The sequence below is a fragment of the Streptomyces sp. NBC_01237 genome, from assembly GCF_035917275.1.
Taxonomy (GTDB): domain Bacteria; phylum Actinomycetota; class Actinomycetes; order Streptomycetales; family Streptomycetaceae; genus Streptomyces.
Genome location: NZ_CP108508.1, coordinates 2,422,514 through 2,437,218, shown reverse-complemented (window position 1 = coordinate 2,437,218; position 14,705 = coordinate 2,422,514). Strand labels below are relative to the sequence as shown.

13 protein-coding genes are annotated in these 14,705 nt (G+C 71.7%); 4 read left to right on the top strand and 9 right to left on the bottom strand.

The window, feature by feature from the left end; all coding sequences use genetic code 11:
• Window positions 1-34: 34 nt before the first annotated feature.
• The 3 genes from OG251_RS10820 to panB form a co-directional block, all read right to left on the bottom strand.
• Window positions 35-883 carry an ABC transporter permease gene (locus tag OG251_RS10820; protein WP_326676960.1) on the bottom strand — a complete coding sequence of 283 codons (849 nt, stop codon included), beginning with the start codon at window positions 881-883 and terminating at the stop codon, window positions 35-37.
• A complete protein-coding gene (locus OG251_RS10815; protein ID WP_326676959.1) occupies window positions 880-1,893 on the bottom strand; it encodes an ATP-binding cassette domain-containing protein in 1,014 nt (337 codons plus the stop codon). Before OG251_RS10815 ends, OG251_RS10820 begins: the two co-directional genes overlap by 4 nt.
• 120 nt (window positions 1,894-2,013) lie before the next feature.
• Entirely contained in the window at window positions 2,014-2,901 is an 888-nt protein-coding gene (gene panB, locus OG251_RS10810; RefSeq protein ID WP_326676958.1) for a 3-methyl-2-oxobutanoate hydroxymethyltransferase, read from the bottom strand.
• 171 nt (window positions 2,902-3,072) lie between these two features.
• Between panB and OG251_RS10805 the strand changes: the two genes are divergently transcribed.
• The 4 genes from OG251_RS10805 (at window position 3,073) to OG251_RS10790 (ending at window position 8,271) form a co-directional block, all read left to right on the top strand.
• Window positions 3,073-4,698, top strand: coding sequence for a DHA2 family efflux MFS transporter permease subunit (locus OG251_RS10805; protein ID WP_326676957.1), 1,626 nt, complete (start codon window positions 3,073-3,075; stop codon window positions 4,696-4,698).
• A gap of 137 nt (window positions 4,699-4,835) precedes the next feature.
• Entirely contained in the window at window positions 4,836-5,558 is a 723-nt protein-coding gene (locus OG251_RS10800; RefSeq protein WP_326676956.1) for a TetR/AcrR family transcriptional regulator, read from the top strand.
• A 296-nt stretch (window positions 5,559-5,854) separates the two neighbouring features.
• Window positions 5,855-6,772: an endonuclease/exonuclease/phosphatase family protein gene (locus OG251_RS10795; RefSeq protein ID WP_385896266.1), complete on the top strand. Its 918-nt coding sequence runs from the start codon at window positions 5,855-5,857 to the stop codon at window positions 6,770-6,772.
• A 260-nt stretch (window positions 6,773-7,032) separates the two neighbouring features.
• Window positions 7,033-8,271, top strand: a complete 1,239-nt coding sequence (locus OG251_RS10790; RefSeq protein ID WP_326676954.1) for an MFS transporter — start codon at window positions 7,033-7,035, stop codon at window positions 8,269-8,271.
• Window positions 8,272-8,334: 63 nt separating this feature from the next.
• On the opposite strand, the gene OG251_RS10785 is transcribed toward OG251_RS10790, so the two are convergent.
• The 6 genes from OG251_RS10785 to OG251_RS10760 all read right to left on the bottom strand — a co-directional run bounded on the left by OG251_RS10785 (window position 8,335) and on the right by OG251_RS10760 (window position 14,559).
• The gene (locus OG251_RS10785) at window positions 8,335-10,089 is read right to left on the bottom strand and encodes an NAD+ synthase (protein WP_326676953.1); all 1,755 of its coding nucleotides are present in this window, start codon (window positions 10,087-10,089) and stop codon (window positions 8,335-8,337) included.
• A gap of 80 nt (window positions 10,090-10,169) precedes the next feature.
• On the bottom strand, window positions 10,170-11,795 hold the full coding sequence (locus tag OG251_RS10780; RefSeq protein WP_326676952.1) for a multicopper oxidase family protein: 1,626 nt from the start codon (window positions 11,793-11,795) through the stop codon (window positions 10,170-10,172).
• A 64-nt stretch (window positions 11,796-11,859) separates the two neighbouring features.
• Window positions 11,860-12,510: a hypothetical protein gene (locus OG251_RS44975; protein ID WP_442818320.1), complete on the bottom strand. Its 651-nt coding sequence runs from the start codon at window positions 12,508-12,510 to the stop codon at window positions 11,860-11,862.
• Between the two features lie 103 nt (window positions 12,511-12,613).
• Window positions 12,614-13,039 (bottom strand): CBS domain-containing protein, encoded by a 426-nt coding sequence (locus tag OG251_RS10770; protein WP_326676951.1) that lies wholly within the window; start codon window positions 13,037-13,039, stop codon window positions 12,614-12,616.
• Between the two features lie 123 nt (window positions 13,040-13,162).
• A complete protein-coding gene (locus tag OG251_RS10765; protein ID WP_326676950.1) occupies window positions 13,163-13,882 on the bottom strand; it encodes a DUF305 domain-containing protein in 720 nt (239 codons plus the stop codon).
• Window positions 13,879-14,559 (bottom strand): DUF3105 domain-containing protein, encoded by a 681-nt coding sequence (locus tag OG251_RS10760; protein WP_326676949.1) that lies wholly within the window; start codon window positions 14,557-14,559, stop codon window positions 13,879-13,881. The genes OG251_RS10765 and OG251_RS10760 overlap by 4 nt, the downstream gene beginning before the upstream one ends.
• Window positions 14,560-14,705 lie beyond the last annotated feature (146 nt).

Below are 14,705 nucleotides of genomic sequence, written 5' to 3'. Positions count from 1 at the left end.
CGCGGGGCCGGGTCGCTGCCGGGGATGCCGCGGATCAGGTCTTCTTGCGGAACTTGGACACCGCGAGGGGGGCCACCACCAGCGTGATCACGGTCGCCCAGCCCAGCGTCACCCACACCGAGTGGGCGACGGGCCCGCCCATCATCAGACCGCGTGCGGCGTCCGCCAGGTTGGACAGCGGGTTGTACTCGGTGAACGTCTGGAGCCAGCCGGGCATGGTCTGTGTCGGGGCGAAGATCGAGGAGCCGAACTGGAGGGGCATCAGCACGAGCATCCCCGTTCCCTGAACCGCCTGGGCCGTCTTCATGGACAGTCCGAGCAGGATGAAGATCCACATGATGGCGGCGCCGAACACCGCCGACAGGGCGATCGCCTCGACCAGCCCGAGCACCGAGGTCTTGAGCTCCATGCCGAGCGCGAAGCCCATGGCCAGCAGGATGAACGTGGCGACCATCATCCGGCCGAGTTCGACCACGATCTTCGCGATGAGGACCGAGGAGCGGGCGATCGGCATCGTCCGGAACCGGTCCATGACGCCCTTGCGGAAGTCGTCGTTGACACCGGAGCCGACCGCGGAGGCGATGTTCATGCCCATCATCGCCATCAGGCCGGGGATCAGGTAGTTCAGGTAGTCCTGCCGGTCGCCGCCCAGACTGCCGCCGACCGAGCCGCCGAAGACGTACACGAAGAGCAGGGTGAAGATGATGGGCATCAGGACCGCGTCGAACATCGACTCGGGGTCCTTCTTGATCTGGAGCAGATTGCGCCGCACCAGGGCCCCGATGTGCCGCAGATTGGCCCGCAGTCCGATCCGGCCCTCGCCGGGAAGCGCCTTCGGCGGTACGGATCCGGTGGGCGTGGGCGTCAGAGTCGCCGTGCTCATGCCGCGACCTCCTCGGGGATCGTGTCGGTCACGGACGGGGATTTCTCACCGGTGATGGCGAGGAACACCTCGTCCAGGCTGGGCAGTGCGGTGGCGACATGGGCGAGGGAGAACCCCCGGGTGCCCAGCAGCCCTATGACGGCGGTGAGCTGTTCGTCGCTGAGGATCGGCACGAGCAGCAGCCCCTCGTCCGGTACGGCCTGCGCGCCCGCGATCCCGTCGAGTCCGGCCTCCCTGAGCGCCCGGGCCATCGCGGCCAGCTGCGCCGGGTCCGAGGGCCGGATCTGGAGGGTGCGGCCGCCGACCTTCGCCTTCAGCTCGTCCACCCCGCCGCTCGCGATGATCTTCCCCTGGTCGATGACCGTCAGCTCGTCGGCGAGCTGTTCGGCCTCCTCCATGTACTGGGTGGTGAGCAGCACGGTCGCCCCCTCCGCGACCATCCGCTGCACCTCGTCCCAGACCTCGTTACGGGTACGGGGGTCGAGCCCCGTCGTCGGCTCGTCCAGATACAGGACGGCCGGGCTGCCGATCATGGACGCGGCCAGGTCGAGCCGGCGCCGCATGCCGCCGGAGTACTCCATCGCCGGGCGCCGGGCGGCGGCGGTGAGCGAGAACCGCTCCAGGAGTTCGTCGGCGCGGGAGCGGGCCCGCTTGCGGGACAGGTCGAGCAGGCGCCCGACCATGTAGAGGTTCTCCCAGCCGGAGAGCTTCTCGTCGACCGAGGCGTACTGGCCGGTCAGGCCGATGGTCCGGCGCAGTTGCCGGGGCTGCTTCACCACGTCGTATCCCGCGACGACGGCGTGTCCGGCGTCGGGGAGGATCAGGGTGGACAGGCAGCGTACGAGCGTGGTCTTGCCGGCGCCGTTGGGGCCGAGCACACCGAGCACGGTGCCCTGGCTCACATCGAGGTCCACGCCGTCCAGCGCTTTGGTCGAGCCGTAGTGCTTGACCAGTCCCCGCACCTCGACGGCGTTCGTGCCGCGCCCGGGGTTCTTGTCGGTTCGTGTCATGTCCTCATGGGACCAACCGCCACCGACAGCCCGCCGACATTCCACCGACAGACGGGCGACAGCCCGCCGATGGGGGATGTCGGCGGGCTGTCGGTGATGCGGGAAATGGTCCGCGGTGGGTCAGTGGAACGCGTGCTCGGGAGCCGGGAACGAGCCGCCCACGACCTCCTCGGCGAATTCCTTCGCCGCGTCGCCGAGCACCTGGCGCAGGTTGGCGTACTGCTTGGTGAAGCGCGGCACCTTGCCGCCGGTCAGGCCGACCATGTCGGTGTAGACCAGGACCTGGGCGTCCGTGTCGGGTCCGGCGCCGATGCCGACGGTCGGGATGTGCAGGGTGCGGGTGACCTCGGCGGCCAGCTCGGCCGGCACCAGTTCCAGCACGACGGCGAACGCGCCCGCGTCCTGCACCGCCTTCGCGTCGCGCAGCAGTTGCTGGGCGGCCTCCTCGCCGCGGCCCTGTACCCGGTAGCCCATCGAGTTGACGGACTGCGGGGTGAGCCCGATGTGGGCCATCACCGGGATGCCGGCCTCGACCAGCAGCCGGATCTGCTCGTGGGAGCGTTCGCCGCCCTCCAGTTTCACCGCGCCGACCCCGGACTCCTTGATCAGCCGGGTGGCGTTGCGCAGGGCCTGGACGGGCCCTTCCTGGTACGACCCGAAGGGCAGGTCGGCGACGATGAGGGCGCGCGTGGTGCCCCGGACGACGGCGGCGGACAGCATGGCGATCTCGTCCATCGTGACGGGCACGGTGGTCTCGTAGCCGAGGTGACAGTTGCCCATGGAGTCCCCGACGAGCATGACCGGGATACCGGCCTCGTCGAAGACGGACGCGGTCATCGCGTCGTAGGCGGTGAGCATGGGCCACTTCTCGCCGCGCTCGGTGGCGGCGGCGATGTTGTGGACGGTGATGCGGCGGGTGCCCTTGCCTCCGTACAGCGCCTTGCTGCTGTCGGCGGGGGGACCGGCGGGGGATGGGGCGGACTGATTCTGCGCAGCCTGAAGCGACATGGCCAACGGCTCCTTCGTCATCTCGAGGCGCCCTGACGGCGTCCCCGGATCCCCTCCATGGTGGCATCCCCGCGCGGCCGACGGGAAGTGGGCCCGCACCGGTCGTCGAGGAGGGTAAAGACTTATCAATACGAGACGGTCTCGTATCGCAAGTGGGTTAGGGTCGTGGCCATGTCCATACCGTCCGGCGCTCCCGTCGCCGTGCCCCGTGTCCCGGAAGCGATCCACCGCCGCCGCTGGGCGATCCTCACCGTGCTCATGTTCAGCCTGCTCATCGTGGTGCTGGACAACTCGATCCTCAACGTCGCGGTCAAGACGATCGCCAGCCCCTCTCCGACCGGCATCGGTGCCACCCAGAGCGAGCTGGAGTGGGCGATCAACTCCTACACGCTCGTCTTCGCGGGGCTGCTCTTCACCGCGGGCCTGCTCGGCGACCGCATCGGCCGCAAGAAGGTCCTCCTCTTCGGCATCCTGGTCTTCGGCATCGGCTCCGGTCTGGCCGCGCTCTCCACCTCGCCCGCCGAACTCATCACCTGGCGCGCGCTGATGGGCTTCGGCGCGGCGTTCGTGATGCCCGCCACCCTCGCCGTCCTGATGAACGTCTTCGAGCGGGACGAGCAGCCCAAGGCCATCGGCATCTGGGCGGGCAGCGTCGGCCTCGGCATCGCCATCGGGCCCATCACCGGCGGGCTGCTCCTGGAGCACTTCTGGTGGGGCTCGATCTTCCTGGTCAACGTTCCCGTGGTGATCGTCGCCCTGGTCGCGATGGTCCTCCTGGTGCCGGACTCCCGGGACCCGAAGCCCGGCAAGGTCGACCCGCTGGGTGTCGTGCTCTCCATCGTCGGTCTCGTCCTGCTCGTGTACGGCATCATCCGCGGCGGCGAGCTCGCCGACTTCACCGACACCACCGTGCTCGCCTCGACCATCGGCGGCCTCGTCGTGCTCGCCGGGTTCGTCTGGCACGAGAAGCGCAGCAGCCACCCGGCCATCGACATCTCGTACTTCAAGAAGCCCGCCTTCTCCGCCGCCGTGGCCGCCATCGCGCTGGTCTTCTTCGCGCTGATGGGCGTGACCTTCTTCTCCGCCTTCTATCTCCAGAGCGTGCGCGGCTACAGCGCGCTGGAGTCCGGGCTGCTGATCGTGCCGCTGGCCGCCGCCCAGATGATCTTCGCGCCGCGCGCCCGGCTGGTCGTCGACCGGTTCGGCGCCCGCGCCGTGTGCACCGTGGGCATGCTGCTGGTCGCGGGCGGGCTCGCGGCGTTCGGCCTGTTCGACGCCGGTACGCCGGTCTGGCTGATGTGCCTGGTCTTCTTCGTCCAGGGCACCGGCATGGCGCACATCATGCCGCCGGTCACCGTCGCCGTGATGCAGGCCCTGCCGCGGGAGAAGGCGGGCTCCGGCTCGGCCATCAACAACACCTTCCGCCAGGTCGGCGGAGCGCTCGGCGTCGCCGTGCTCGGCTCGGTGCTGTCCACCGTCTACCGGGGCGACATCGAGGGACACCTGTCCGGGGTCCCGGCCGGGGCCAGGGACGTCGCGGGGGAGTCGATCGAGGCCACCCTGGGGGTCGCCGCCAAGCTGGGCCCGGCGGGCAAACCGCTGGTCGCGGCGGCGAACGACGCGTTCATCAGCGCCATGCACGTCACCGCCCTCGGCTCGGCGGCCGTCGCCCTGATCGGCGCCGTGGTCGTCGGCCTGTTCCTTCCGGGACGCCTCCCGGCCCACGTGGACGGGGCGAAGACCCGTGGCGCGGCGGGCGACGAGCCCGTACTGGAAGGAAAGGCGGCCGGCCGGTAGCCCCGCCACCACCGGCCGGGGTCCCCCGACGGGGTGGCCCCCGGCCGAACGTCGTCCGGCACGCTCCGGGTCGGCGAGAATCGTGGCGACGGCAGCGAAGCGGCCCGACCGGACGGCGCGGCGAGAGGCGGATGCAGGTGCGGGAACAGGATCACGCGGACGACGCGCGGCTCCGTGACGGCGCGGGCCGGGCACGGCTCCGTGACGACGCGGACGGCCCGGACGGCCCGCACGGCCCGGATCCCGACCCCGCACCGGAGCCGGAGCCCCGGCGTGGCCGCCCCCGCAGTGCCGCGGCCGAACGGGCCATCCTGGACGCCGTCATCGGACTCCTGGAGGCCGGGGAGCCCCTGGCCGGCCTGTCCATCGAGCGCATCGCCCGCACCGCGGGCGTCGGCAAGGCCACCATCTACCGGCGCTGGAGCGGCAAGGAGGAGCTCTTCGTCGACGTCCTGCGCGACATGGAGCCCGTCGACCCCGCCGTCTCCGGCACCGCGGGACTCGCCGATCTGCGGCTGCTCCTGGAGTCCTTGCGCACCCGGGGCCTCGCCCAGCGCTCCTCCGTCCTCCTGCACAACGTCTTCGCGCAGATGAAGAGCCACCCCAAGCTGTGGTCCGAGTACCAGTGCACGGTGATCGCCCCGCGCCGGGTCGCGATGCTGGCGGCGGTGCGGCGGGCGGTGGAGGCGGGCGAGCTCCGGGACGACATCGACGTGGAACTGATCGACGACCTGTTTCTCGGCCCCATGCTCGTACGCACCGTCCACCGCCCCGACGCCGCGCTGCCCGAGGACCTCGCCGACAGCGTCATCCGGGTGCTGCTCCAGGGACTCGCCCCCGAAGCCGCAGGTCACGGGTGACGCGCCGGGGGCCGGTGCCCGTGTGAGTGTTCTGTCACAAGCCCGCACGGCCGGGCCCGCACCGGAACCCGCGGCCCCGCTCCGTTCGTCCTGACCTCCGTACGGCCGCCGTCGGCGGCGGGAAAGACGCCGCACATCGCCTAGGGTCAAGAGCGCGGCAATGGGCACGGCAAGGCAGTGAGGACAGCGCGATGGTGCAGGCGTACGGAGCGGACACCGGTAACGACAGCGCGGAACCGCAGCGCACCGGGTCCCGTTTCCGGGACCTGCGTGAGCGCTGGTCGGCGGATCGCGGGATGTGGCGGCGCGGGATCGTGCTGGCGGTCTGCTCGGTCCTCCTCACGCTGCTGATGATCTTCCACGCGCAGATGCCGAACGCCGTCGGCAACCTCGGCAGCCTCATCGAGACCTTCCTGCCCTGGATCGCGGTCTTCGTCCCGGTCCTGCTGGTCCTGGGCCTGGTGCGGCGCTCGGCCACCGCGCTGATCGCCCTGCTCCTGCCGGTCGTGGTGTGGCTCAACCTGTTCGGCGGCCTGCTCACCGACAAGGCGGGCGGCGGCGGCGATCTCACGGTCGCCACCCACAACGTCAACGCGGACAACCCCGACCCCGCGGGCACCGCGCAGCAGGTCGCGGGTTCCGGGGCGGACGTCGTGGCCCTCCAGGAACTGCCCGGCCGGCAGGTGGCGACGTACGAGAAGTCGCTCGCCGACCGCTATCCGTACCACTCGGTCCAGGGCACCGTCGGCCTGTGGAGCAAGTACCCGCTGAGCGACACCCGCCCCGTCGACATCAAGATGGGCTGGACCCGGGCGATGCGCTCCACCGTCACCGCGCCGAGCGGCAAGGTCGCGGTGTACGTGGCCCACCTGCCGTCCGTGCGGGTGAAGCTGCACGCCGGATTCACCGCCAACCAGCGCGACGACAGCGCCGACGCCCTCGGCGAGGCGATCGCCCACGAGCCGCTCGACCGGGTGGTGCTGCTCGGCGACCTCAACGGCACGATGAACGACCGCTCGCTGAACGCCGTCACCGCGCAGATGCGCTCCACCCAGGGCGCCGCGGGCAACGGCTTCGGGTTCAGCTGGCCCGCCTCGTTCCCGATGGCGCGGATCGACCAGATCATGGTCAAGGGCGTCGAGCCGATGTCCTCGTGGACGCTCTCGGCGACCGACAGCGACCATCTCCCGATCGCCGCCCGCGTCGAACTCTGACGCAACGGTCCGTTCACCTCGCGGCATAAAACGTCTGCGAGAATTTGTTCCGGATACTTACATAAGGTCCGAGGGCCGCTCCGCCAGGGATGACGGGACAGCCCCGGTCCCAGGATCTCGCCCGCAACGCCGCCGGTGAGGTCGTCGGCGAGGCCCGAGCCGCCGCCCGGCACCGTGCGTGCCCGGGGCAGCGGCTCCCCGCTCGTGTCCCCGTACCGCGGTGAACTCCGCCCCGTACCGCTGCGAAAGGTTCCTCCCCCATGCCCGTGGCCCTGCTCGCCCTGGCCGTGAGCGCCTTCGGCATAGGCACGACCGAGTTCGTCATGATGGGCCTCCTGCCCAATGTGGCCGATGACCTGGGAACGTCCGTGCCCACCGCCGGATACCTCGTGTCGGCGTACGCGATCGGCGTCGTCCTGGGCGCCCCGCTGCTCACCGGCCTCGGCTCCCGGATCCCGCGCAAGCGGATGCTCCTGCTGCTGATGGCCCTGTTCACCGTCGGCAACCTGGCCTCGGCGCTGGCCCCGGACTTCGGCTGGCTGCTCGCCGGACGCTTCCTCGCCGGGCTGCCGCACGGCGCGTTCTTCGGCGTCGGCGCGGTCGTCGCCGCCCGGCTGGTCTCCGAAGGGCGTCAGGCGCGGGCCGTCGCGACGATGTTCCTCGGCCTCACCGTCGCCAACATCGTCGGCGTCCCCGCCGCCACCCTGCTCGGCCAGCACCTCGGCTGGCGGGCGACCTTCCTGGTCGTCGCGGTGATCGGGCTGTGCGCGATGGCCGCGCTGGCCCGGCTCGTCCCGCGGATCCCGGTCGAGGCACACCAGAACGTCCGCCACGAACTGCGCGCCCTCGGCAACCGCCAGGTGCTCCTCGGGCTGCTCACCGCGGTCTTCGGCTTCGCGGGAGTCTTCGCCGTCTACTCCTACCTCTCGGCCATGACGACGAAGGCGATGGGCTTCGGCGAGTCCTCGGTGACCCTGGTGCTCGCCCTCTTCGGCATCGGCATGACGCTGGGCGCGCTGGCCGCCGGACCGCTGACCGACCGGGCGCTGCGCCCCACGCTCTACGGATCGCTGGGCGCGCTCGCCGTGGTCCTGACCGTCTTCCCCTTCGTCGTCCATGTGCAGTGGGCGGCGCTGGTGCTGGTGGTGCTGCTGGGCGGGGTCGGGTTCATGACGACCACTCCGCTCCAGATGCTGGTGATGAACAAGGCCAAGGACGCCCCGACCCTCGCCTCCGCCTCCAACCACTCCGCCTTCAATCTCGCCAACGCGGGTGGCGCGTGGCTCGGCGGTGTGGCGATCGCGGCGGGCTGGGGCTGGACGTCCCCCGCCCTGGTCGGCGCGGTCCTGGCCGTGATCGGGCTGGCGGTGGCGGTCACGGCGGGCGTGCTGGACCGCGACCGTACGGCGGGGGCCTCCCGGATCGTGGCGGGCGCGTTGCCGCGCTCCCGGCGCGACACGGAGCCCGGGGCCCGCGTCGCGAGCCCGTCCGGCGACTGAGAACGGAACGACCGCCGCACGGGTCCGGCCCGCGCGGCGGTCGCTGTGTCCGTCAGTCCCGGATCACCGGGACTCGCGCCACCGGTTGGTGATCGGCAGCCGCCGGTCCTTGCCGAAGCCCTTGGGGGAGATCTTCGTGCCCGGCGGGTACTGCCGCCGCTTGTACTCGGCGGTGTCCACCATCCGCAGCGTCTTCGCCACCAGCTCCGGATCGAACCCGGCCGCCACGATCGCGTCCAGGCCCTGGTCCCGGTCGACGTACAGCTCCAGGATCCGGTCCAGCACGTCGTAGTCGGGCAGCGAGTCCGAGTCGACCTGGCCCGGCCGCAGCTCGGCGCTGGGCGGCTTGGTGATCGACGCCTCCGGGATCGGCGGGGTCTGCCCACGCTCCTCGGCGGCCCGGTTGCGCCACTTCGCGAGCCGGAAGACGGACGACTTGTACACGTCCTTGATCGGCCCGTACGCGCCCACGGCGTCGCCGTAGAGCGTCGAGTACCCCACCGCCAGCTCGGACTTGTTGCCCGGCGCGAGCACGATCTGGCCCTCCTGGTTGGAGAGCGCCATCAGCATCGTGCCGCGCAGCCGTGCCTGGAGGTTCTCCTCGGCCAGACCGGTCAGCTCCAGCGACGCCATATACGCGTCGAACATCGGCTCGATCGGTACGGTGCGGAAGTTCAGACCGGTACGGCGGGCCAGCTCGGCCGCGTCGCCCTTGGAGTGGTCCGAGGAGTACTTCGACGGCATCGAGACGCCGTACACGTTCGGCGCGCCCAGCGCGTCGCAGGCGATGGCCGCGACCAGCGCCGAGTCGATCCCGCCGGAGAGCCCGATCAGCACACTGCTGAACCCGTTCTTCGCGGCGTACGCGCGCAGCCCCACGACCAGCGCCGAGTAGATCTCCTCGTCGGCGTCGAGCCGCTCGGCATAGCCGCCGGCCAGCTCCGGCTCGTACGGGGCGAGGGGCTCCTCGGACAGCACGACATGGTCGATCCGCAGCCCGTCGTCCACGACCCCGGACGGCGCATCGGCCGCGGCGGCCGGCAGGTCCAGATCGAGGATCACACTGCCCTCGGCGAACTGCGGGGCACGGGCGATCACTTCGCCCTGCTTGTCGACGACGATCGAGTCACCGTCGAAGACCAGCTCGTCCTGCCCGCCGATCATCGCCAGATAGGCGGTGGTGCAGCCGGCCTCCTGGGCCCGCTTGCGGACCAGGTCGAGGCGGGTGTCGTCCTTGTCCCGCTCGTACGGCGAGGCGTTGATCGACAGCAGCAGTCCGGCCCCGGCGGACCGGGCGGCCGGGACGCGGCCGCCGTCCTGCCAGAGGTCCTCGCAGATCGCGAGGGCCACATCGACACCGTGGACCCGTACGACGGGCATCGAGTCGCCCCGTACGAAGTACCGGAACTCGTCGAAGACGCCGTAATTGGGCAGATGGTGCTTGGCGAAGTTCAGCGCGATCCCCCCGCGGTGCAGCACCGCGGCGGCGTTGCGCGGGGAACCGGAGGGCTGGCCGAAGCGCGGCGCGGCCGCCTCCGAACGGTCGAGGTAGCCGACGACGACCGGCAGCTCGCCGAAGCCCTCCGCGTCGAGGCGGACGGCGAGCGCACGCAGCGCGTCCCGTGACGCCTCGACGAAGGACGACCGCAGGGCCAGGTCCTCGACGGGGTATCCGGTCAGCACCATCTCGGGGAACGCCACCAGGTGGGCGCCCTGCTCGGCGGCGTGCCGGGTCCAGTGGACGATCGCCTCGGCGTTGCCGGCGAGGTCGCCGACGGTCGAGTCGATCTGATTCAGTGCGAGGCGTAGTTGAGGCACGCGGCCCAGTGTAATCGTCTTTCTGACGCGATGTCCTGGCGGGCCCTCGACGAGTCGTCGGGGCCCGCCGGGAACGTCGCTCAGCGGCGGTAGCCGAGGACCGTCATCATGCCCGCCTCCGCGTGGTAGACGTTGTGGCAGTGCAGCATCCACAGACCCGGGTTGTCCGCGTCGAAGTCCACGGTCAGCGAGCGGTGCGGCAGGATGACCGCGGTGTCCTTGCGGGCCCCGGCCGCGTTGCCGGCCATCGCGAAGGTGTGGCCGTGCAGATGCAGCGGGTGCCACATCGCCGTCGCGTTGTCGAACACCAGCCGGACCCGTTCCCCGGCCTCGACCGGACGCCGGTGGCCGGCGCTGTACGGCTTGCCGTCGAAGGCCCAGTCGTACGCGGCCATGCCGCCGGTGAGCCGGTACCTGAGGGTCCGGTCGGGTGCGCGGGACGGCAGGGCCACGGACTCGTCCGGCACCAGCCGGCCCGCCTCCACCGGCTTCCCGTCCAGTTCCCGGGGCCGTACGGAGGCGGCGGGCGCGGCGCCCGTACCGGTCCGCAGCAACGCCAGCGCCGACGCCTTCTTGCCCTCGGCGAGCGCGGTCAGCGGGAACACCCCGTCCCCGGCGGTGACCAGCACGTCGTAACGCTCGCCCATCCCGAGCAGCAGTACGTCGCCCGTGGTGTGCCGGACCGGGAAGCCGTCGGTGTGCGTCACGGTCATCCGGTGTCCGCCGAGCGCGACGCGGAACGCGGTGTCGCCGCCCGCGTTGATGATCCGCAGCCGGATCCGGTCGCCCGGCCGGGCGGTGAAGGAGGACGGATCCCGCGCGGTGCGCCCGTTGATCAGGTAGTGCGGGTAGGCGACATCGCCCGCGTCGCCGCCGAGCAGCGTGCTGGTGGCGCCCATCATCATCCGCGAGGGGCCGCCGCCCCTGCCGCCGGGCGGGGTGGAGGGCATGTCCTGCCCGCCGCCGTGATCCATGCCGCCGTGGCCCGCGCCGCTGTCACCGTCACCGCCGCTGTCGCCCCCGTCGGCACCGGTGCCGTGGCCGCCCATGCCCTCGCGCAGCTCGGCGAGGACCGCGTCGGGGGTGGAGCCGTCCACCCCGTCGACCCAGTCGTCCAGGACGAGCACCCATTCCCTGTCGTACGCGAGCGGCTCCTTGGGGTCCTCCACGATCAGCGGGGCGTACAGCCCGCGGTCCTGCTGGACGCCCGAATGCGGGTGGAACCAGTACGTCCCCGGGTGCGGCACCGCGAACCGGTAGGTGAATTCGGCCCCCGGCGCGATGTCCCGCTGGGTGAGCCCGGGGACCCCGTCCATGTCGTTGCGCAGGGCCAGACCGTGCCAGTGGAGCGAGGTCGGCCGCGGCAGATGATTGGCGAGGGTGAGCGCGAGGGTGTCGCCCGCGGTGACCCGGACCTCACGGCCGGGCAGCCGGTCCCCGTACGCCCATGAGCTGACGGTGCGCCCGCCGCCGAGGTCGAGGCGGGCGGGGGCGGCGGTGAGCGAGACCTTCCGTACGGGACCGGAGCCCCGCTCGGCCTCGGCCGCCGCGACCTCCTTGCCGTCGGGCGAGACGTAGAGGTCACCGGCTCCGGCGCCGGAGGACGTACCGGCCGACGTGTCGCGGGAACAGGCGGTCAGGGATCCGCCGGCGGCGACGGCGAGGGTGGCGCCGAGCACGGCGCGTCGGGTGGGCTGCGTGGACATGACTGAGTGCACCTCTGGACGAAGTCGTGTGCTGGGGGAGAAGGGCGGAGGTGAACGCCCACTCCTAGATACGCAGCACCGACAGCCGGGCGAGCACGGCCTTGCGGGGCGGGGGGTTCGGCCACAGGGCCCGCAACGGCCGCGCACCGGCGGCCACGCCGAGCGGGCGGTCCGCCGACCGCAGCCCGAGCAGCCAGGAGCCGATCAGGGCCAGGCCCCAGGCGCCGAGCACGGCGAGACAGACCGACAGCGGATCCATGCCGCTCATCGGCGCACTGCCGGGGGAGCGCACTTCGGGAGCCGGACCGCCGGGGGCGGCATCGGCACGGGAGGCGCCGTCCGGTGCGGCACCGGCGGACGGGTGCACCAAGGCATCCGCACGCGCCGGGACTTCGGCGGCCACGGGGACTTCGGCGGCCACCACCGCATCCGCACGCGCCGGGACTTCGGCGGCCACGGGGACTTCGGCGGCCACCACCGCATCCGCACGCGCCGGGACTTCGGCGGCCACGGGGACATCGGCAGTCACCAAGGCATCCGCACGCGCCGGGGCATCCGCGGGCACCGTGTGCGGCGCATGTGCGGACGGCTGCCCGTTCGGGGCGCCGTGCTCGGCGGAATGCCCGACCGTGTGCATGGTCACGATCCCGAGGAGCAGCGCGGCGAACAGCATCAGCTGCCCGTACGTCGCACACCTCTTCCCCTGACCGGCCATGCCTCGCACCCTACCCCTACCGGGTATACGGGCAGGCGGAGACCCCGGCCCGCCCTTCACCCGAAGGAGGGACCGGGCCACCGCACGCTCGGGGAACGGCGGCTCAGCCGCGCGAGTAGACCTTCTCCGCCCAGCCCGCGATCTGCTCGTCGGAGAGGTGCTGCGCCAGGTCGGCCTCGCTGATCATGCCGATCAGCATCTTGTTCTCGACCACCGGGAGCCGGCGGATCCGATGGTTCTGCATCTCCTCCAGCACCGCGTCCACACCCGCGCCCGCGTCGATCCAGCGCGGTGTGCCCTGTGCGAGGTCGCCCGCGGTCACCTTCGAGGGATCGTGGCCCTTCGCCACACAGCCGACCACGATGTCCCGGTCCGTGAGGATGCCGACCATCCGGTCCCGCTCGCCGTTGGCGGAGATGGGCAGCGCGCCCACGTCGTGCTCGCGCATCAGCTGCGCGGCACGGTCCAGCGTCTCGTGGGCCGGGATCCACTGGGCCCCGGTATGCATGATGTCCTTGGCGGTCGTCATGGGGTTCCTCCTGCGTGCCGATGGGCACTGCCGTACGGCCCCGAGCGAACCCATCGTCATGGGCCCGCCCGGAGCGCGCGACCGCTGTCACCCGTTCGGGTGTACGGGGAGTGCCGCGGCGGCTCAGGGGCGCGGCTTCGCCCCCCGCGCCGCCAGCAGGTCGGCCATCAGGTCCAGCTCGGACCGCTGCGCCTCGACCATGCCCCGCGCGAGCCGCCGCTCCGCCGGTACGGTGCACAGCTCGGCGCACCCCTCGGCCATGGCGACGCCGCCCCGGTGGTGGTCGGTCATCAGCTGGAGGTAGAAGACCTCCGCCCGCCGTCCGTCGAGCGTGCCCAGCCGCTCCAGCTCGGCCCGGGTGGCCATGCCGGGCATGAGGGCCCCGGACCCGGCGGCGGATCCGGGCATCCCCGCCATGTCGTGCCCCGCGTGCCCGCCGCCGTCCGAGGACATCCACCCCATGGGGCGCTGCCCTTCCGGGGCCACCTTCGGCAGCTCCCACAGGTCCAGCCAGCCGAGCAGCATGCCCCGCTGGTTGGCCTGCGTCTGGGCGATGTCGTAGGCGAGCCGGCGCACCTCCTCGTCCTTCGTGCGGTCGCGCACGATGAAGGACATCTCCACGGCCTGCTGGTGGTGGACGGCCATGTCCCGTGCGAAGCCCGCGTCGGCGGACTCGGCCGACGGCACGGTGATCCGCGCGGCCCCCGTCGGGTCCGGCCCGTCGTCGCGTGCGGAGGCGACCGTCGCCGCCCCCGCGAAGAGCAGCGCGAGCGCCACGGCGGAGCCCGCCACCCACTGCGTACGCCGGGTACGCCGGGCGCCGCCGTCGGGCTCCGGGATCACTGGGGCGCCGCCAGCCCGCCGGTGCAGGGCGCGCCCGGCTCCGGCGTCTGCGGACCCTGGACGTACTTCGCGAAGAACTGTGCCACCCGCCGGTCCTCCGCGCTGTCCACGGTGACCTGCTTGCCCCAGGCGCTGAGCATGATCGCCCCGGACTGGCCCTCGTACGGGCTCATCAGCGAGTACGGCGTGGAGCCGACCCGTGCCGCGAGCTTCTCCACATCCGCGTCGGACGCCTTGTCGTTGTACGTGACCCAGACCGAGCCGTGCTCCAGGGAGTGGACGGCGTTCACGTCGGGGAGCGCCTTTTCGTATACGTCGCCGTCGCAGTTCATCCACGCCTGGTTGTGGTCGCCGCCCACCGGAGGCTTCATCGGGTAGTCCACCGCACCGGCCACATGGTTACGGGTCAGCTTCTTGGCGTCCCAGGTCTTCTCGTCCTTGACCGGCTCGGCCGCCAGCGTCTTGTCGTCCTTCTCGGTCTGCTTGGCGTCCTGCGCCAGGCCGTCCTCCTTCTTCTCCTTCGCCTCGGACTTCTCCAGCAGCATGTAGGAGCCGAAACCCACCAGACCGGCCACGACGACGGCACTCAGGACTATCGCGACGGTCCGGGTACGGCGGTCGCGCGTGCGGTCGTCGTTGCGCATCTGCTCTATGCGGGACCTGCGGTCGAAGCTCATGTCGTCGAGTCCTTCTGCGAAGGGGCTGGAAGAGACGGAACCGGTCCGAGGACCGGTGCGCACAGGCCGGTCACGAGGCCGCTGCGACCCGCGCACACCATGGGCGCCGATCGTAGTGGGTGGCCGAGTGCTCTCTCTCACACCGA